The sequence below is a fragment of the Rhizobium sp. 268 genome (assembly GCF_036571585.1).
Lineage (GTDB): Bacteria > Pseudomonadota > Alphaproteobacteria > Rhizobiales > Rhizobiaceae > Rhizobium > Rhizobium redzepovicii.
The window spans coordinates 57,117-75,307 of the sequence record NZ_JAPPSO010000020.1; the positions used below are offsets into that span (position 1 = coordinate 57,117).

The 18,191-nt window shown below is 61.0% G+C and carries 14 protein-coding genes and 1 pseudogene; 9 read left to right on the forward strand and 6 right to left on the reverse strand.

Features of this window, described 5'->3' with window-relative positions; genetic code table 11:
* Nucleotides 1–12 precede the first annotated feature (12 nt).
* The 6 genes from OS035_RS29190 (at nt 13) to OS035_RS29215 (ending at nt 8,340) form a co-directional block, all read left to right on the forward strand.
* On the forward strand, nt 13–837 hold the full coding sequence (locus tag OS035_RS29190; protein ID WP_064844721.1) for a p-hydroxycinnamoyl CoA hydratase/lyase: 825 nt from the start codon (nt 13–15) through the stop codon (nt 835–837).
* 55 nt (nt 838–892) lie between these two features.
* Nucleotides 893–1,999, forward strand: coding sequence for an NAD(P)-dependent alcohol dehydrogenase (locus OS035_RS29195; protein ID WP_131711849.1), 1,107 nt, complete (start codon nt 893–895; stop codon nt 1,997–1,999).
* A 21-nt stretch (nt 2,000–2,020) separates the two neighbouring features.
* On the forward strand, nt 2,021–3,460 hold the full coding sequence (locus OS035_RS29200; protein WP_331814462.1) for a coniferyl aldehyde dehydrogenase: 1,440 nt from the start codon (nt 2,021–2,023) through the stop codon (nt 3,458–3,460).
* 286 nt (nt 3,461–3,746) lie between these two features.
* Nucleotides 3,747–5,675 (forward strand): diguanylate cyclase, encoded by a 1,929-nt coding sequence (locus tag OS035_RS29205; protein ID WP_331814464.1) that lies wholly within the window; start codon nt 3,747–3,749, stop codon nt 5,673–5,675.
* Nucleotides 5,676–5,761: 86 nt separating this feature from the next.
* Nucleotides 5,762–8,059, forward strand: a complete 2,298-nt coding sequence (locus OS035_RS29210; RefSeq protein ID WP_331814466.1) for an FdhF/YdeP family oxidoreductase — start codon at nt 5,762–5,764, stop codon at nt 8,057–8,059.
* Entirely contained in the window at nt 8,056–8,340 is a 285-nt protein-coding gene (locus OS035_RS29215) for a hypothetical protein (protein ID WP_222149141.1), read from the forward strand. Before OS035_RS29210 ends, OS035_RS29215 begins: the two co-directional genes overlap by 4 nt.
* Before the next feature lie 113 nt (nt 8,341–8,453).
* On the opposite strand, the gene OS035_RS29220 is transcribed toward OS035_RS29215, so the two are convergent.
* From OS035_RS29220 to OS035_RS29245, 6 genes are all read right to left on the reverse strand, one after another.
* Nucleotides 8,454–9,452, reverse strand: a complete 999-nt coding sequence (locus OS035_RS29220) for an AraC family transcriptional regulator (protein WP_183781340.1) — start codon at nt 9,450–9,452, stop codon at nt 8,454–8,456.
* A 1,191-nt stretch (nt 9,453–10,643) separates the two neighbouring features.
* Nucleotides 10,644–11,723, reverse strand: a complete 1,080-nt coding sequence (locus OS035_RS29225) for a quaternary amine ABC transporter ATP-binding protein (protein ID WP_331814470.1) — start codon at nt 11,721–11,723, stop codon at nt 10,644–10,646.
* Nucleotides 11,716–12,603, reverse strand: a complete 888-nt coding sequence (locus OS035_RS29230) for an ABC transporter permease (RefSeq protein ID WP_003592380.1) — start codon at nt 12,601–12,603, stop codon at nt 11,716–11,718. The genes OS035_RS29225 and OS035_RS29230 overlap by 8 nt, the downstream gene beginning before the upstream one ends.
* Nucleotides 12,604–12,698: 95 nt before the next feature.
* Nucleotides 12,699–13,700, reverse strand: coding sequence for an ABC transporter substrate-binding protein (locus tag OS035_RS29235; protein WP_054183824.1), 1,002 nt, complete (start codon nt 13,698–13,700; stop codon nt 12,699–12,701).
* Nucleotides 13,701–13,767: 67 nt separating this feature from the next.
* Nucleotides 13,768–14,562 (reverse strand): pyrroline-5-carboxylate reductase family protein, encoded by a 795-nt coding sequence (locus OS035_RS29240; RefSeq protein WP_239620969.1) that lies wholly within the window; start codon nt 14,560–14,562, stop codon nt 13,768–13,770.
* An 11-nt stretch (nt 14,563–14,573) separates the two neighbouring features.
* Entirely contained in the window at nt 14,574–15,203 is a 630-nt protein-coding gene (locus OS035_RS29245; protein ID WP_331814474.1) for a TetR/AcrR family transcriptional regulator, read from the reverse strand.
* A gap of 146 nt (nt 15,204–15,349) precedes the next feature.
* Here OS035_RS29245 and OS035_RS29250 point away from each other — a divergent pair, with 146 nt between their 5' ends.
* The 3 genes and pseudogenes from OS035_RS29250 to OS035_RS29260 all read left to right on the forward strand — a co-directional run.
* Entirely contained in the window at nt 15,350–17,386 is a 2,037-nt protein-coding gene (locus OS035_RS29250) for an NADH:flavin oxidoreductase (RefSeq protein ID WP_331814476.1), read from the forward strand.
* A gap of 44 nt (nt 17,387–17,430) precedes the next feature.
* Nucleotides 17,431–18,036, forward strand: coding sequence for a dimethylsulfoniopropionate lyase (locus OS035_RS29255; RefSeq protein WP_097629900.1), 606 nt, complete (start codon nt 17,431–17,433; stop codon nt 18,034–18,036).
* Between the two features lie 34 nt (nt 18,037–18,070).
* Nucleotides 18,071–18,191, forward strand: a pseudogene (locus OS035_RS29260) (electron transfer flavoprotein subunit beta/FixA family protein); the annotation flags it as partial.

Sequence of the window (18,191 nt, forward strand, 5' to 3'; positions counted from 1 at the left end):
TGGAGTAGACCCATGACTGATATGAAATCGCCGGTTCTGGTCGAATTCGACAATGGCATTGCTTTCGTGACCCTCAACCGTCCTGAAAAGCGCAATGCGATGAACCCGGCTCTGAACGCCCGGATGATGGACGTGCTCGATGAACTCGAGGGCGACGAGCGCTGCGGGGTCCTCGTCCTGCGCGGCGCCGGCGAGTCCTGGTCCGCCGGCATGGATCTGAAGGAATATTTCCGCGACAATGACGACAAACCGCGGGATGCGACGCTGAAGGCGCGGCGCCAATCCGGCGGCTGGTGGGGCCGGTTGATGTATTTCGAAAAGCCGACGATCGCCATGGTCAACGGCTGGTGCTTCGGCGGCGCCTTTACACCGCTGGTTTCCTGCGATCTCGCCATTGCCGCCGAGGAGGCGAATTTCGGCCTTTCCGAAATCAATTGGGGCATCCTGCCGGGTGGCAACGTCACCCGCGCGGTTGCCGAGGTGATGCGCCATCGCGACGCGCTCTACTACATCATGACCGGCGAGTTGTTCGGTGGACGCAAGGCCGCCGAAATGGGCCTCGTCAACGAGGCCGTGCCGCTCGCCGAGCTTGAAACCCGGGTCCGCAAGATCTGCGCCAGCCTGCTCGAAAAGAACCCGGTGACGCTGAAGGCGGCCAAGGACACTTATAAGCGCGTGCGCAACCTGCCCTGGGATCTCGCCGACGACTACATCTACGCCAAGCTGGAGCAGATGCTGTTTCTCGACAAGACCAAGGGACGCGACGAGGGGCTGAAACAGTTCCTTGACGACAAGACCTATCAGCCGGGGCTCGGCGCCTATAAGCGCGGCCGCTGACGGAGGCGAGGCGTACCGGGCCGTTTCGTGGGGCAATCATCGGGAAGAGGATACCATGAAGATTCATGCCGCAGTGGCGCGTGCGCCGCATAAGCCGTTTTCGCTGGAAAGCCTCGATCTGGAGGAGCCGCGCGAGGGGGAAATCCTGGTTCGCGTCGTCGCGACCGGGGTTTGCCACACCGATATCGTCATGCGCGACCAGCACCTGCCGGTGCCGCAGCCGGTCGTGCTCGGTCATGAAGGTGCTGGAATCGTCGAGCGTGTCGGGCCGGGCGTTGCCAAGGTGGTCCCAGGCGATCATGTCGTCATGACCTTCAATTCCTGCGGCCATTGCCCGAGCTGCAACGATCACGAAGAGACCTATTGCCACGAATTCTTCCCGCGCAATTTCTTCGGTTCGCGCGCCGATGGTTCGAGCGGGCTCTCCTACAGGGGGGAGCGGGTGAACGGCAATATTTTCGGGCAATCCTCTTTCGCCAGCCACGCGCTCTGCCATGAGCGCAATATCGTCAAAGTGCCTGAAGATGCGGATCTGGCGCTGCTCGGGCCGCTCGCCTGCGGCATCCAGACCGGCGCCGGCGCGGTCATGAATGCGCTGAAAGTTGAACCCGGAAAAGTGCTCGCGGTTTTCGGCCTGGGTTCGGTCGGCCTAGCCGCCGTGATGGCGGCGCGGATCGTCGGCGCCTCCAGGATCATCGCCGTCGACGTCAACGAGGCGAGGCTGGCGCTTGCCGCCGAGCTCGGCGCGACCGATATCGTCAACGGCAAGGCGAACGATGCCGTTGCCGCGATCATGGCGCTGACTGGCGCCGGTGTCGATTATGCGATCGATGCTTCCGGCGTGCCTGCCGTCATCGATCAATGCGTGCGGGTGCTGGCGCCGCGCGGCACCTGCGGCATCGTCGGCGCCTCGCCGCACGGCGCGACGCTGACACTCGACCTCACCCATATCCTCTCCGGTGGACGCCGGGTGCGCGGCATCGTCGAGGGTGATTCCAATCCAGACGTGCTGATCCCTCTGCTGATCGAGCTCCACAGGCAGGGCCGCTTCCCCTTCGACAGGCTGGTCACCTTCTATGATTTCGCCGACCTCAACCGGGCGGTGGAGGATGCGGAAAAGGGCATCGTGCTGAAACCGGTCGTGCGTCAGCCGGCCGTCTGACATCGTTCAAGGGAGGAAAGAATGAACACCGTCGCCCCAATCGCTACCGATACCAGTCCCGACGCCATGAAGGCGCTGCTTGCCCGGCAAAGGGCATCCTTCCTGAAAGAAGGGCCGCCTGATATCGACACCCGCATCGATCGCATCGACCGCGTCGTCGCCCTTCTTGTCGACAACAAGGACGCGATTGCCGCGGCTCTCTCGGATGATTTCGGCAGCCGCAGTGTCGAGGCAAGCCTGCTGCTCGACGTTTTTACCTGCGTCGGTTCGCTCAAATATGCCAAGGCACATCTGGCCGAATGGCTGAAGCCGGAAGAGCACGAGGCATTGTTCCCGGATGCCGTCGCCAAAGTGGTCTATCAGCCGAAGGGCGTGGTCGGGATCCTCAGCCCCTGGAATTTTCCCTATCAGCTCGCCCTCGCGCCGCTTGCCGGCATTCTCGCCGCCGGCAATCGCGCCATGATCAAACCGTCGGAGGTGACGCCGGCTTCGTCAGCGCTGATGGCGGAACTCGTCGCCCGCGCTTTCGACGACTCGGAAATCGCCGTCGTTCAGGGTGGACCGGCGACCGGTACCGCCTTTACATCACTTGCCTTCGACCATCTGATCTTCACCGGCGGCACCGCAATCGCCCATCACGTCATGCGTGCGGCGGCGGAAAACCTGACGCCGCTCACACTTGAACTCGGCGGCAAATCGCCGGTGGTCGTTGGGCGCTCGGCCGATCTGGCGGATGCGGCCCGCCGCGTCATGACCGTCAAGACGCTGAATGCCGGCCAGATCTGCCTGGCGCCGGACCATGTCTATGTGCCGGAGGAAAGCGTCGAAGCCTTTGCCGAGCACGCGATGGCGGCGGTCGCCGCAATGTATTCGACGCTGAAGGAAAATCCGGATTACACTTCTATGGTCAATGCCCGCCATCACGCCCGCGTCCAGGGCCTGGTCGACGACGCCAGAGCCAAGGGCGCCCTTATCGTCGAGATCAACCCGGCGGCGGAGAATTTCTCGCAGCAACCGGCACACCGCATACCGCCGACACTCATTCTGGATCCGAGCGAGGATATGCGCGTGCTGCAAGAGGAAATCTTCGGGCCGGTGCTGCCGGTTCTTCCCTATCGCGATATCGCCGACGTCATCGATCGGATCAACGCCCGGCCGCGCCCGCTCGCTCTCTATTATTTCAGCCAGGATGGTGAAGAGGAGGCCCGCGTTCTCGACAATACGACGTCCGGCGGCGTGACGGTCAACGACTGCATGAGCCACGTCACGGCCGAAGGCCTGCCCTTCGGCGGTGTCGGCCATTCCGGCATGGGCGCCTATCACGGCAAATTCGGCTTCCTCGCCTTCTCGCATCCACGCGCCGTCTATCACCAGAGCAAAATGGTGGAAGCGGAATATATGATGCGGCCGCCCTTTGGCGAGGCGATGCGCGGCTTTCTGGCCGGGGCGATCTGCAAGTAACGGAGGACAAGCCCGGCGGCCTACGCCGGGCTTCCTCGTCCGGACGCAGACGGCCGGGAATTTCCACTGCAACTCCAGGAACATGCGCGCCTTTTGATCGCGTAATAATAGTCCGATTGCGCAGGCTTATCCGAATTACGCAGTATCGTGCCATCACCAGGCATGTCCAGCCGAAGCGAACGGCATTTGTTAAACATGCCTTATAACAGGCGTGCCAGCCTTGCCTGGTCGATACTCCATGCCGCTCCATAAGATCGGTTTAACCAAGCTCAAACCAGTTTCGCCTATGATGAGTTGGTTACATGTCGTGGAAGGTGGATACAGCGCGGTGAATGGCAATTGGACGCAATTCGGTGGCAACCTTTCCTTCGTGTGCCTGGCAATTTCGCTCTGGGCGCTTTTTTCGATTGAGTTTCAGCGCCGGTCCTTCAGGCAGGAAAAAGTCGCCTTCGGGATCATAGCCGGCGGCGCCTCCATCGGATCCATATTGCTGGCCGTTGAATTCCACCCCGGCATCTATATCGACCTGCGTTTTTCGCCGCTTGCATTGGCCGGCATGTTCGGGGGGCCGATCGCGGCGGCCTTTGCCGCGGCGTTGGCGATGGCCTTTCGTTTTGTCATCGGCGGCACAGCGATGGTCGACGGGATTATCACCATGGCCATCGCCACCGGCATTGGCTTGGCCGGTCATTTCTGGACCCGCAAGAGATCGCCGGAGCTTAAGGACGTTGCGCTGCTAAGCCTTGCCCTTGGCGTTGCATTGGTCCTGTCGATGGCCCTGCTTCCCACCTTGGTGAATGCCCATGTGCTCGCCGGCGTCGGTTTCCCCCTGACGGCATTGAATTGTCTCGCGACTGTTCTAGGTGGTTTCGTTCTGCTGAAGACACAGCAATGGGAGCTGGAGCGAAGCATATTGGTGACCGCATTTTCGCAGTCGCCCGATTATCTCTATGTGAAGGATCGAAACAGCAGGTTCATCACCGTCAATGAAAACATGACCCGCCTCTTCCGCTTCCGGACCACGGCGGAGATGATCGGATTGTCGGATTTCAATCTGATGTCGCGGCCGCTCGCCGAGGAATTATATTATCTCGAGCAGCAGGTCATAGACACCGGGGTGCCGCTGATCGATTCCACCGAGCATATCGAAGGCAGATTCCTGCTCGCCTCCAAAGTGCCGCTGCGGGACAAGCAGGGGCGGGTGATCGGCCTTGCGGGCGTCACGCGCGATGTTACCGAGCGCACCGCCCTGGAGCGGGAATTGCGCGAAAGCAAGAACCTGCTCTCGCATGCGATGGCCGGTATGTCCGATGGCATCGCCATGTATGACAGCAAGGGCTTTATCCTTTTTTGCAACGAGCAGTATCGCAATGCGTTCCCGCTCTCCGGAGAGGCCCGCGTGGTCGGCGCTCATATCAGTGACATACTGCGTCGTGTCGTCGAAACCGGCGAGCGGCCTGGTATTCCCGATGATGTGGACGGGTGGATCAAGGCTGCCACCGCCTCGCTGCACAGCAACAAGGATGAAGAGGTTCAGCTTCATAACGGCGACTGGCGCAGCATCCGGACAAGGCTTGCGGAAGACGGCACGGCGATGGCGGTCGTCTCCGACATTACGGCGACGAAACAGGCGGAAATCGCACTCAGGCTGTCGGCGGAGCAGCTGAAGAGCCTTGCTGAAACCGACGGCCTCACTGGCATGGTCAACCGCCGCGCCTTCGACGAAGCTTTCGCTCGCGAGACTGCGGGTAGCGCCAGGAGAAACACGCCGTTCAGCCTGCTGATGGTCGATATCGACCGCTTCAAGGCCTATAATGACACCTATGGTCATCCTGCCGGAGACCAATGCCTGCGGGTCGTCAGCAAGTGTCTGCGCCAATCCGTCAGTCGGCCGGCAGACATTGTCGCCCGTTACGGCGGCGAGGAGTTCGTAGTGTTCCTGCCCGACACCAGCGCCAAAGGCGCAATGATCGTCGCCGAGCAATTCGCGCGGCGCCTGGCCCAGGAGAATATCGCCCATTCCGGCAGCGAATTCGCCCGGGTGACGGCAAGCATCGGCATCTCCTGTGCGACCGGAGCCGTTCTGCGGACCAACCCGAACCGCCTGCTGACCGAGGCCGACGCGGCGCTCTATGACGCCAAGACCCAAGGCCGCAATCGCATTCTGGCCCATTCACCCAACGGCGAACGGCATGCGATGAAGGAAGCCGGTTAAATCGAGATCTTTCTTCGATAGGTTTTTTCTATCAAACCATCGCGCCTGCCGCCTTGATGTTTTTCGCGCTTCGACAATAAGGGCGCATGGACTCAAAATTCATTGGTAAGAAATCGGCGGCCGCCGGCGGCTGGGGCGCTTTGAAGAGCTGCGGCAAGCAATTGCTGCAAAGCGGCATGCCCATCTCGGGTGCGCGCACCATGCTGAAGGCGAACCAGCCTGATGGTTTCGATTGCCCGGGCTGCGCCTGGGGCGATCCGGAACACGGATCGTCGTTCGAGTTCTGCGAAAACGGCGTGAAGGCGGTGGCCTGGGAGGCGACGGAGAAGCGGGCAACGCCCGCCTTCTTCGCCAAGAATACGGTGTCTGAGCTTCGTCGGCTGACGGATTATGAACTTGAACTCAACGGCCGCCTGACGCATCCGATGCGCTACGATGCGGCGAGCGACCGTTATCTGCCGGTTTCGTGGCAGGATGCCTTTACCGAGATCGGCGGCATCCTGAAGGGTCTCGATACCCCCAACCGGGCGGAGTTTTACACTTCGGGTCGGGCGAGCAACGAAGCCGCCTTCCTGTATCAGCTGTTCGTGCGCGTCTACGGCACCAACAATTTTCCCGATTGCTCCAACATGTGCCACGAAGCAAGCGGTATCGCCATGCGCCAGGCCGTCGGCGTCGGCAAGGGCACGGTGCTTCTGGAGGATTTCGAAGAGGCCGACGCGATCTTCGTGATCGGGCAGAACCCTGGCACCAACCATCCGAGAATGCTCGGAGACTTGCGTCGTGCGGCGATCCGCGGCGCGCGCGTCGTCGTCTTCAACCCGATCCGCGAGCGCGGCCTGGAGCGCTTCTCCGATCCGCAGGACAAGATCGAGATGCTGCGCGGCGGTTCGACCGATATCGCCAGCCTTTATCTGCAGCCGCAGCTCGGCGGCGATATGGCTGCGGTGCGCGGAATGGCCAAGGCCGTGCTGGCTAGAGAAGACAGAGCGGCCGCCGCTGGCCAACCCGCCGTTCTCGATCACGCATTTCTCACGGAACACTGCGCGGATTTTCAGGCGTATCGGACAGCGGTCGAGGCGACGAGCTGGGCTGAGATCGAGGACCAGTCGGGACTGAGCCGGGAGGAGATCGAGCGGGCGGCCGATGTCTATATCAACGCCGAGCGGGTCATCTGCACCTGGGCGATGGGCGTGACGCAGCATCTGCATTCCGTTGCGACGATCCGCGAGATCGCCAATTTCATGTTCCTGCGCGGCAATATCGGCCGGCCGGGTGCCGGCCTTTGCCCGGTTCGCGGCCATTCCAACGTGCAGGGTGACCGCACCATGGGTATCAACGAAAAGCCACCGGAGGATTTCCTCGATGCGCTGGAAAAACACTTCCGCTTCACCGTTCCTCGCGAACATGGCCACAATGTCCTTGCGGCGATCGGCGCGATGCTCGACGGCTCTGCCGAAGCCTTCATCGGACTTGGCGGCAATTTCGCCCGCGCCACGCCTGACAGTGCACTCGTTGAAAGGGCGCTGCGGCGGCTGAAGCTGACGGTGCACATCGCAACCAAACCCAATCATTCGCATCTCATGCCCGGCGAGACGGCCTTCATCCTGCCGTGCCTCGGGCGCACCGAGATGGATCTGAACGCGGCGGGCAACTCCCAACTCGTGAGCGTCGAGGATTCGATGAGCATGGTGCATGGTTCTGCCGGTATCAATCGCCCGGCCTCGCCGCATCTCCTCTCGGAAGTGGCCATCATCGCTGGCATTGCACAGGCGACGGTCGGCTCCGCCGTGGTTGACTGGGCAGAGCTCGCCGACGACCACGACCGCATCCGCGATCACATCGAGGCGACCATTCCCGGTTTCGAAAACTACAATAAGCGCCTGCGCAAGCCCCGCGGTTTCCACCTGCGCAACGCAGCAAGCCATCGGGAGTGGGACACATCGGCAGGCAAAGCGTCGTTCTCGTCCGAGGCGCTTCCCGAGGAGACGGTCCATCAGCGGGCGCGAAAGGGCGAGGGACGTCGTTTCGCCCTGCAGACATTCCGGTCGCATGATCAATACAATACGACGATCTATGGTCTGGATGACCGATATCGCGGCGTCTACGGAGAGCGGCAGGTCATTTTTATTCATCCGGCCGACCTGAAGGCGATGAATGCCGAGGCCGGTGACCGCATCGACGTGGTCGGCGAGCATCATGACGGCATCGAGCGCATTGCCGGGAATTTTCGCCTGGTGCCCTATGACATTCCGAGGGGCAGCATCGCCGGTTATTATCCCGAGCTGAACGTGCTGGTGCCGCTCGGCAGCGCCGGCAAGGAAAGCGATACGCCCACCTCGAAATCGATCATGGTGTCCTTGCGCGGGCGAAACACCGCGTGAGCAAAGAGCTATCCGACGCCGATCGATTTTTCGCCCTTGTCGCTGCGGCGCAAGCCGGGGACATCCGCCTGACATCCATACAGGCGGGCCTCCTCGTCGCCGCCGAACTCGGGATCGCGCGCGACAGCCGCGCCTTTGCACGCAAGCTCGGGATTGCCCATTCCCTCGTTCTGCGGGAACTGAACGCTCTGGCGGCGAGGGAGGGGGTGCTTGAGATCGTCAAGCGGGATCCGAGGACGATGAGAGTGCACTACACATTGCCGCCGGCTTCCGCGTCCTAAAGCGCGTCGCGATCTTTCAGATTCGCTTGTCACGCTTTAGGTCTTTGTTTTTGCGCATGTCTTTATCGCAAAACCGCAGCACATTTTTGCGGGACATGCTTTAACCCCGGCGGCTACAAACGGCAGACGCGCTTCCGGGTGTCGGAAGGGTATTCCCCGTAGGTCGATTTGTAGACTGCGGAAAACCGGCCGAAATGAAAGAAGCCCCATTTGAGACAGATCCCTTTCATGCTCTCCTTGCTCTCGGGGTCGAGCAGCTCCTGCCGCGCCGCGCGCAAGCGAAGCGTCAACAGATAGACGGCGGGAGAGGTGCCCCTGAAGGCGCGGAAGCCGGTTTCGAGCGCCCGGCTGGAGACGCCGGCCGCCTCGGCGACCTTCGGCATGGTGATCGGCTGATCGATATTGGCCTGCATGAATTCGATCGCCTTGCGCACGTGCCGGGGAGCGATGAGCGCAGGCCCCTTGTCGAGGAAATGCGACAGCCGGTTCGGCACCATGCGCACGACAAGATCGGCCAGCGCCTGCGTCATATGCGCCATGGCGATCGGTGACTGCAGCAAGGGGCCATTGTCGCGCATACCGATGGCGATCGTCTCCGTCAGGTTGCCGATCGTCCGGCCGACGGGCGTCGACAGATCCAGTTCGGGCAATAGATCGAGAGAGCCGCTGAACGGCATTTCGAACGTCTGGCCGATCGTCTGCAGGATCACCGACCAGTTGATCAGCAATTCGTCGATGACATTCGACTGGCCGTACATGAGGACACTATCTGGTTCGAAATTGTTATAGAGAAGCAGTTTTCCTTCCCCCGCCTCGGCGACGCGGGACCCGTAAGCCACTCCCATGCCGCCGCTGCGCGGTACGACAATCGACAGGTATTCCGCCGTATCGACTGTCGGCTCGATGTTGAACTGAAACTCCGCAGCGTGATAGCCGGTTAGAAGGACAGCGCTGTCATTTGCGGAGAAATCCAACCCCCAGTGGAAGTCCTGGGCGCGGCCGACAGGCTCGGCATCGAAGGCGCCGAAGGCCCCGCCGAGCGTTTCGACCATGTTGTCGAAGGACGAACCCCGAAACCGGAACGAGAATGGCGCAGGGCTATTGTCGGACATGCTGCTCCCATTGTTCAGTGTGGCTGCGTTGACCTGCCCTTCCCAACTGCTTGCGGATCCCGGCGCGACGCGCGATCCCTGCTGACGGATGGATGTGCGTACCTCTATCCGTCATGCCGGTCGTCATCGATCGCCGCGGATTGGGCGAGGCTTGCCTATATTCTAGCTTATAGGGGGTTGGAGCGCAGCAGGCCTTGGCCGAGCAGGTGGATCTCCGCACGGTATCGGCAGCGAGATCAGCGCCTTGCACAAGCCGATACCGGCGGAACTCGGACGTGGCAGACGTCAAACAATCCAACCTGTTGAACGCATTATCGACAGTTCCCATCCACTTAGTTTTTGCAGCTTAAGGGCCGGAACTGGCAGACATGGGAACAATAGGCAAGCCGTCACGCCGCCGGCTATCGGTGGTGAAACGCTTACGCAGAGGGGCAATTTTATGGAGTGTATCCGTGAGGCCACGAAAGACTCAACGCGGCGATCTTGCCGAGACACGCATCATCACTGAAGCTGTGGAGAATATCCCACTCAGGGATCTGCGCAGTCGCCTGCCGAAGGTTCTATAGTGGACCGCTTAATAGCCTTCGGCAGGCAGACAGGCATGCTGGCATACGCACGGGATGGGGTGCGTATGTATGACCCCTTCCATCCGTTTTGGTGGTGATGGATGAACGGGCTTGGCTTGAGGACCGCTGACCATCATGGCCTTGGTCGACAATCATCTTATTGCTCCGTGGCCATCGAGCAATTGTCGGCCGCCGATAAAGTCGGCCAAGCGGTTTTTCGCGACGCAGTCTGGACTGCTTTTGCGCAAAATGTATAAGAAAGCGCTGGCTGGAGGCGTGTTCGCGCCGCGGCTTGCGCAAGGTGGATAGAGATCTTGAAGGTCTCGTTTGGCACACAGGAGAGCTTGCTTAAGCAGCAAGCGGGAAGACTCCGGCGTCACAGCTCCAATGCAGCCCGCCTACACTCATAGAAGGCATGGGGCGCTTGGCGCGGGGCAGCGCAGTCTCGGGTTTCGATGACATCGATACCCCGCGAGCGCAATTCCTCGCCCAGCCGGTGTTGTGATCGATCAGGCATCAAGAAGCCATTTCAAGCCTCTTCAAGGTCCTGCGACGGCCGGCTTTCCGGAGATGGCGACGTGCTTGGTGTCGCCAGCGAAACGGAAAGACGGCCGCATTGGCAGTTTCAGAGGGCGACCGACAGGGCGCTGTCGCGCTGGGGAGCCATCTCTTGTGAGTTCACCATCGCGCTTGCGAGCTGGCGGAAAGTGACGAGCCCTAAGGTTTCTCCGGAAGGCGAAACTACCCTGGCGTCGCCCTCTGGCGCCGATGACAGGATCCGGACGGCTTCTTCGACGGTCGTTCCCGCCACAATCGCCAGTCCAACCGGCGCCGCACCGGAGTGCAGCGGCGTCATGACGGCTTCGACGTGGATGACCCTGCCGCGATTGACCTCCTTGACGAAGTTGGCGATGTAGTCGTCTGCCGGGCGCAGGACGATGTCCTGGCTGGTGCCCTGCTGGATGACTTCGCCGTCGCGCAGGATGGCGATCTGGTCGCCGAGACGCAGTGCCTCGTCGAGATCGTGGGTGATGAAGACGATGGTCTTCTTTATCTCCTTCTGGATATCGAGAAGCACTGTCTGCATGTCGGTGCGGATCAACGGATCGAGCGCCGAATAGGCTTCGTCCATCAGAAGCACCGGGGCGTCGTTGGAGAGCGCTCTCGCCAGGCCGACGCGCTGCTGCATGCCGCCGGAGAGCTGGTTGGGATAGCGCTGCTCGAAGCCCTTCAGCCCGACCCGTTCCAGCCAGCGCATGGCGATGTCGACGGCTTTTGCCCGCTCCATGCCCTGCACTTCGAGGCCGAAGATGGTGTTGTCGAGCACATTGCGGTGCGGCAGAAGCGCGAACTTCTGAAACACCATCGCCGTCTGGTGGCGGCGAAACGCCCGCAATTCGGTCTCGTTCATCTTCACGACATCGACGCCGTCGACCAGCACTTCGCCGGCGGTCGGGTCGATCAGCCGGTTGATGTGGCGGATCAGCGTCGATTTGCCCGAACCCGACAGGCCCATGACGACCTGGATGCGGCCAGAGGGGATCTCGGCATTGATGTCCCTGAGGCCGAGCACATGACCGTGCTTTTCGTTGAGCTCGGTCTTCGACAGTCCCTTCTGCACCGCATCGACATGCGCGGCGGGGTTGGGGCCGAAGATCTTGTAGAGATGGCGGATCTTAATGCCGCCGAAACGATGCTCAGCCATGGACGGTCTCCCGATGCTTCTGGAGCCTTTTGCCATATGCCTGGCTGACTCGGTCGAAGATGATGGCGATGCCCACGATGGCAAGACCATTGAAGATACCCAGCGTGAAATACTGGTTGGCGATCGCCTTGAGCACCGGCTGGCCGAGGCCCTGAACGCCGATCATGGAGGCGATGACCACCATGGCGAGCGCCATCATGATCGTCTGGTTGATGCCGGCCATGATGGTGGGCAGCGCCAGCGGCAGCTGCACCTTGAACAGCTTCTGCGATCGCGATGTGCCGAAGGCGTCGGCGGCTTCGAGCACGTCCTTGTCGACGAGGCGGATGCCGAGATCGGTCAGGCGGATCATCGGCGGGATGGCGTAGATGACGACGGCGATCAGGCCGGGCACCTTGCCGATGCCGAGCAGCATGACGACCGGGATGAGGTAGACGAAGCTCGGCATCGTCTGCATGACGTCGAGGATCGGATTGATGACGCGCTGCAGCCGGTCGGAGCGGGCCATCAGGATGCCCATCGGAATGCCGATGGCGATGGATAGAATGGTGCAGACGAAGATCATCGAGACCGTCCGCATCGTATCGTCCCACATGTCGAAATAGCCGATCAGCATCAGCGTCACCAGACAGCCGAAGACGATCTTCAGGCTGCGGCTGGCAAACCAGGCGATGGCAAGGACGATCAGGGTGATGATCGGCCACGGCGTCTGCGTCATGAACCGCTCGGCGGCAATCAGGAAATGCTGCAGCGGCACGAACAGGGTTTCGATGCCGTCGCCATAGGCGCGGGTGAATCCGCGAAAGCCGTCATCGATCGCCTTCTTCAGATTGCGAAGCGCGTCGTCATCCATATGCGGGAATTTGTAAAACCATTCCATTCGGTTCCCCTTTTCTTCAAAGAGCCGCGGCCGTCTTTTTGTTTTTATCGGCGAGTGAGAAGCGGTGCGCTTTCGGCGCACCGCGATAGTCAGTGTTAGAGGGCAGCTTCGATCTTCGTGGCTGCCTCCGGCGAAACCCACTTGGACCAGATGTCCTTGTTTTCTTTCAGGAAGTGCTTGGCGCCGTCTTCGCCGGTCGCCTGGTTGTCGGTCATCCACGACATCAGCTTGTTGACCGTGTCGTTGCTCCAGGAGCGCTTCGCCAGATAGTCCATGACTTCAGGCCCGACCTTTTCCGAGAAGGGCTTGGCAACCAGGGTGACGACGTGATCGACCGGCCACGAAGCGGGCTTCGGGTCGGGGCAGTCGGCGACGGTGATGCAGCGCTTCCATTCGGCGGAATCCTCCGGCACGCCGGCTTCGAGCTTGACCATCTGATACTTGCCGAGCAGCGCGGTCGGTGCCCAGTAATAGCCGGCCCAGCCTTCCTTGCGTTCGTAGGCCTTGGCGATCGAACCGTCGAGGCCGGCGGCAGAGCCGGTGTCGACGAGGGTGAAGCCGGCCTTCTCAGCCTCAAAGCCCTTGTAGAGCTGTGAGGTGACGACCGTGCCGCCCCAGCCCTGCGGACCGTTGAAGATGGCGCCCTTCTTCGGATCCTCGGGATCGGGGAAGAGTTCCGGATGCTTCAGCACGTCGCCGATCGTCTTGATATCGGGATGAGCATCGGCGACATATTTGGGGATCCACCAGCCCTGCACGCCGCCATCCGGCAGCGGCGAGCCGACCTGGACGATGCGGCCTTCTTCCGTGCCCTTCTTGACGACGTCGGGCAGCAGATCAATCCAGGCTTCGGGCGCGATGTCCGGCTGGCCCTTTTCGGCCATGGAGGTGATCGTCGGGACCGTGTCGCCGACGGTGATGTCAGCACTGCAGCCATAGCCTTCGTTCAGAATGAACTTGTCCAGGTTGGAGAGAACTTCGGCGCTCTGCCAGTTCATGCTGGCGATGGTGACGCTGCCGCATTCGGCGGCGCTGGCGAATGACGCGCCGCCGATCAGGCCGAACGTCAAACACGTCGATGCAAGTAATTTTTTCATTCTCGTTCCCTCTGTTTAGCGGCTTGTCTCGTCGAGCGGGGTGCCGCAGTGCCCGCCCCAACGGTCGTCAGGAAACCTTTCCCATACTCACCGATTTCTGAAATGCTGCCGACAATCCCGTGGCAACCGAAGCGTCGAATCCTGCAGCGCGCATGCTGTCGATGGCCGCCGCAGTCGTGCCGCGATAGTCAAGAAAGGTTTGAACGACGTCATCCGGGCTCTCGTCGCGGCGCTCCAAAAGGCGGCCGGCGCCCGATATCACCGTATTGACGGCGCGGCGCGCAATCTCGGCCGGCAGACCGTGTGCGACGGCATCGCTCATCATGGCGGCCGCAAGCAGCGCCGGGAACGCCGGTCCGGAACCGGAAAGGCCTGTGAGGTAATCGATGTCGCTTTCGCGTGCGACCTCGTCTTGTGAGCCGCAGGCGTCGAAAATGGCGCGGACGACGGCGCGGTCGCCTTCCGTGATGTCGCCCGCAGCAATCCACGGCGTATAGGACTTGGCCACTTCGGCACCGGCATTCGGCAAGGCGCGGACAACACGACCGGTCTTGTGGCGTTGCGAAAGGGCGCCAAGGCCGATGCCCGCCATGACCGAAATGATGAGCTTGCCGCCGGCATCGACGTCAAGGGTCCGCCAGTCATCGGGCCGGACGGAGAGAAGGATCACGTCCGAGCGGTCGGCAAGCGCCTGATTGTCGGAGGTCCAGAAAGAATTCGAGAAGCGATCCGGCTGCTGACTGCGATAGGAGAGCGAGAGATTTCCAGGCTCGACCAGGCCGGCATCGACAATCGAGCCGGCGATTGCTCCGCCCAGCCAGCCGCCGCCGCCAATTATGCCGATCCTCAAGGAAACGCTCATCCGGGTCTCCTTTAACCGGGCCTGTAGGCATGCCGGGAGAAGAAGCGATCAAGCTCCCTCTGCTGCGGCACTTCGCCCGTGTAGATCGCAATATATTCCGGAATCCGTTTCATGCGGACGGCGAGTTCCTCCCTTGATTGCATGGAAATATATCCGATTTGGACAAGGTACGTTGTGCGCGCTCTGACATCCGATGTCGTTTCTGGTAACCCGAACCGCATGAACATGCGTTTCAGCGCCTCCAGCCGGAGCTGATCAGCCTGCTGGACCTCGGCTAGAAGCTCGTCGGATTGCAGCGCCCAGCTGCGCACGGCAAATTCGAACTTCGCGTCGAACAGATCGTTGTCGAGCCAGCAATCGAAGACGTTGAGCATCGCCTCGGCCAGCGATTCCGCATAGGCTTCGGACCGCTTGACGATGTTGCCGGTGTTTTTGTCGCGCCATAGCGCTACGAGCGCGTTCAACAGCTCCTCCCGATCCTTGAAGAACCAGTAGAAGCTCGTGCGCGAGAGATTGAGTTTCTTCGCCAGCGGCAGAATCTTCACCGAATCCACGCCGGATTCCAACAGGGAGTGGTAAGCTGCATCCAGCCATCCCTCCTGCGATCCGCGCCAGCCAGTGTCGTTCATAGCCTGATCCATGCCTTATCCCCTATCAAATTATGAAGTCGTGCACAAGAAAAATGTACATGAGTGTCGAAAATAACGACCTAACTGTTTTCGTCGTTGACACATATGTACATTGCGCTTAGCGTCTCCTTCGATGTTTTAATCCGGAACCACGACCCATGTCGAATGATCCCCTTCTACAGCCCTATCAGCTCAAACATTTGAAGTTGCGCAACCGTATCATTGTGACGTCCCACGAGCCGGCCTATCCGGAAGATGGCATGCCGAAGGAGAAGTATCGCGCCTATACGGTGGAGCGGGCAAAGGGCGGGGTCGCTTTGACGATGACGGCGGGCTCGGCGGCCGTCTCCAAGGATAGTCCGCCGGTCTTCAACAACCTGCTTGCCTATAAGGACGAGATCGTTCCCTGGATCAGGGAGATGACCGACGCCGTGCACGAAGAGGGTGCGGCGATCATGATCCAGCTGACCCATCTCGGCCGGCGCACGCGCTGGGACAAGGGTGACTGGCTGCCGGTTCTCGCCCCCTCACATCATCGCGAGGCTTCGCACCGCGCCTTCCCGAAGAAAATGGAAGATTGGGATATCGAGCGCATCATCAAGGATTTCGCCGACGCGGCCGAACGCATGAAGGCGGGCGGCATGGACGGTGTCGAACTTGAGGCTTACGGTCACCTGATCGACCAGTTCGTGTCTCCGCTCACCAACGAGCTCGATGGCCCCTATGGCGGCTCGCTGGATAATCGCCTGCGCTTCTGTTTCGACGTGTTCAAGGCGATCCGGAAAAGGGTGGGCGACGATTTCATTCTCGGCCTGCGCTATACCGCCGACGAATGTCTTCCCGGCGGCACCGGCAAGGCAGAAGGCATCGAAATCTCCAAGCGTCTGAAGGCAAGTGGCCTCATCGATTATCTGAACGTGATCCGCGGCCACATCGATACCGATGCGGGTCTCACCGACGTCATCCCGATCCAGGGCATGGCGAATTCGCCGCATCTCGACTTCGCCGGCGAGATCCGGGCCGCGACCGACTTCCCGACCTTCCATGCGGCGAAGATTCCCGACGTCGCCACCGCCCGCCACGCAATCGCGGCCGGCAAGGTCGATATGGTCGGCATGACCCGCGCCCATATGACCGACCCGCATATCGTGCGCAAGATCATCGAAAAGCGGGAAGACGATATCCGTCCCTGCGTCGGCGCCAATTACTGTCTCGATCGCATCTACCAGGGCGGGGCCGCCTACTGCATCCACAACGCCGCGACCGGCCGCGAACTGACCATGCCGCATATCGTAGCGAAGGCCGACGCCAGGAAAAAGGTCGTCATCGTCGGCGCCGGCCCGGCCGGTCTGGAAGCGGCGCGCGTCGCCGGAGAGCGCGGCCATAAGGTGGTCGTCTTCGAAGCGGCGAACAATGCCGGCGGCCAGATCCGGCTCACCGCCCAAAGCGAGCGCCGCAGGGAAATGATCAGCATCATCGACTGGCGCATGAGCCAGTGCGAGAAATACGACGTCACCTTCCACTTCAATAGCTGGGCGGAAGCCGACACGATTGAAGCCGAGAACCCCGACGTCGTCATCATCGCGACCGGCGGCTTGCCGCATACCGAGGTTCTCTCGCGCGGCAACGAGCTGGTGGTCTCTTCCTGGGACATCATCTCCGGCGATGTGAAGCCAGGCACCAATGTACTGATCTTCGACGATGCCGGCGACCATGCCGGCCTTCAGGCGGCGGAGTTTCTCGCCAAGGCCGGCGCCAAGGTCGAGATCATGACGCCGGACCGGTCCTTCGCGCCCGAAGTCATGGCCATGAACCTAGTGCCCTATATGCGCTCGCTTCAGAAGCATGACGTCACCTTCACCGTGACCTATCGCCTGGAGGCCGTCGAGAAGAGCGGCAACCAACTCGTCGCCCATGTCGGCAGCGATTACGGCGGGATTGCCAAGCAGAGCAGCTTCGACCAGATCGTCGTCAATCACGGCACGATCCCGCTCGACGAACTCTATTTCGAGCTGAAGCCCAGCTCCAGCAATCTCGGCGAGATGTCGCACGACCAGCTTCTTTCCGGGGAACCGCAATCCGTCATGCGCAATCCCGAGGGCAAGTTCCAGTTGTTCCGGATCGGCGATGCTGTCGCTGCGCGCAATACGCATGCCGCCATTTATGACGGCCTGCGCATCGCCAAGGATATATGATCGCAGGAGCGGCCGCTCGTCGGCCGCTCATTTCGGGGGGCGATATGAGTTTACGCGAGGAAAGTCTCCAGCGTTTCGTGGATGCCGCGTCTCTGGCTTTCGATCGGTTCGCGAAGGCCCCGGAGTCCCGGCGCTCGATCCGTCAATTTTTTGCGGCGTTGGAGCAGCCCGGGAGCGGGCGTGCGGGGGAGGGAAGTCGCTTGCCCGTCTGCGCTCAGCTTGATGTGGCGCTTGCGGTTGATCCCTCTTATGATACTTCGCTGTCGCGATTGATCGAGGCGTTCAAAGGCATCGAGCCGATGCTTGAATGGCGTCGGCGCACCAAGTATGACCACACCGCCGGCGACAATTTCGTCGATGGGCATGCCAATGCCATGATCGTCGGCCCGGGAGGATTGGAGGAGCGGAGCGACCTGTGGCTGGGTGTGACATTGCTGGCACCGCACGTGCGCTATCCCGATCACGACCACCCGCCGGAGGAAGTTTATCTCGTGCTTTCCGAGGGAGAATTTCAGCAAGGGGAAGGGGACTGGTTTTCGCCTGGTATCGGCGGATCGTTCTACAATATCCCCGGGATCAAACATGCCATGAGGTCGGTGGATACACCGCTCTTCGCCTTCTGGGCGCTGCTTGCCGAACGGCCGCACTGATGGCCGGCAGTCTAGAAATAAAGGGGTTTTGCAAATGAAGATTCTCGTGCCCGTCAAGCGCGTCGTCGATTACAACGTGAAGATCCGAGTGAAGCCGGATGGTTCCGGTGTCGAGCTTGCCAATGTGAAGATGTCGATGAACCCGTTCGACGAGA

Coding starts and splice junctions, on each gene's coding strand:
- OS035_RS29230 (WP_003592380.1), bottom strand. CDS start 12,603: ATGGAATGGTTTTACAAATTCCCGCATATGGATGACGACGCGCTTCGC.
- OS035_RS29220 (WP_183781340.1), bottom strand. CDS start 9,452: ATGTCCGACAATAGCCCTGCGCCATTCTCGTTCCGGTTTCGGGGTTCG.
- OS035_RS29205 (WP_331814464.1), top strand. CDS start 3,747: ATGATGAGTTGGTTACATGTCGTGGAAGGTGGATACAGCGCGGTGAAT.
- OS035_RS29235 (WP_054183824.1), bottom strand. CDS start 13,700: ATGAAAAAATTACTTGCATCGACGTGTTTGACGTTCGGCCTGATCGGC.
- OS035_RS29225 (WP_331814470.1), bottom strand. CDS start 11,723: ATGGCTGAGCATCGTTTCGGCGGCATTAAGATCCGCCATCTCTACAAG.
- OS035_RS29245 (WP_331814474.1), bottom strand. CDS start 15,203: ATGGATCAGGCTATGAACGACACTGGCTGGCGCGGATCGCAGGAGGGA.
- OS035_RS29190 (WP_064844721.1), top strand. CDS start 13: ATGACTGATATGAAATCGCCGGTTCTGGTCGAATTCGACAATGGCATT.
- OS035_RS29240 (WP_239620969.1), bottom strand. CDS start 14,562: ATGAGCGTTTCCTTGAGGATCGGCATAATTGGCGGCGGCGGCTGGCTG.
- OS035_RS29250 (WP_331814476.1), top strand. CDS start 15,350: ATGTCGAATGATCCCCTTCTACAGCCCTATCAGCTCAAACATTTGAAG.
- OS035_RS29200 (WP_331814462.1), top strand. CDS start 2,021: ATGAACACCGTCGCCCCAATCGCTACCGATACCAGTCCCGACGCCATG.
- OS035_RS29210 (WP_331814466.1), top strand. CDS start 5,762: ATGGACTCAAAATTCATTGGTAAGAAATCGGCGGCCGCCGGCGGCTGG.
- OS035_RS29255 (WP_097629900.1), top strand. CDS start 17,431: ATGAGTTTACGCGAGGAAAGTCTCCAGCGTTTCGTGGATGCCGCGTCT.
- OS035_RS29195 (WP_131711849.1), top strand. CDS start 893: ATGAAGATTCATGCCGCAGTGGCGCGTGCGCCGCATAAGCCGTTTTCG.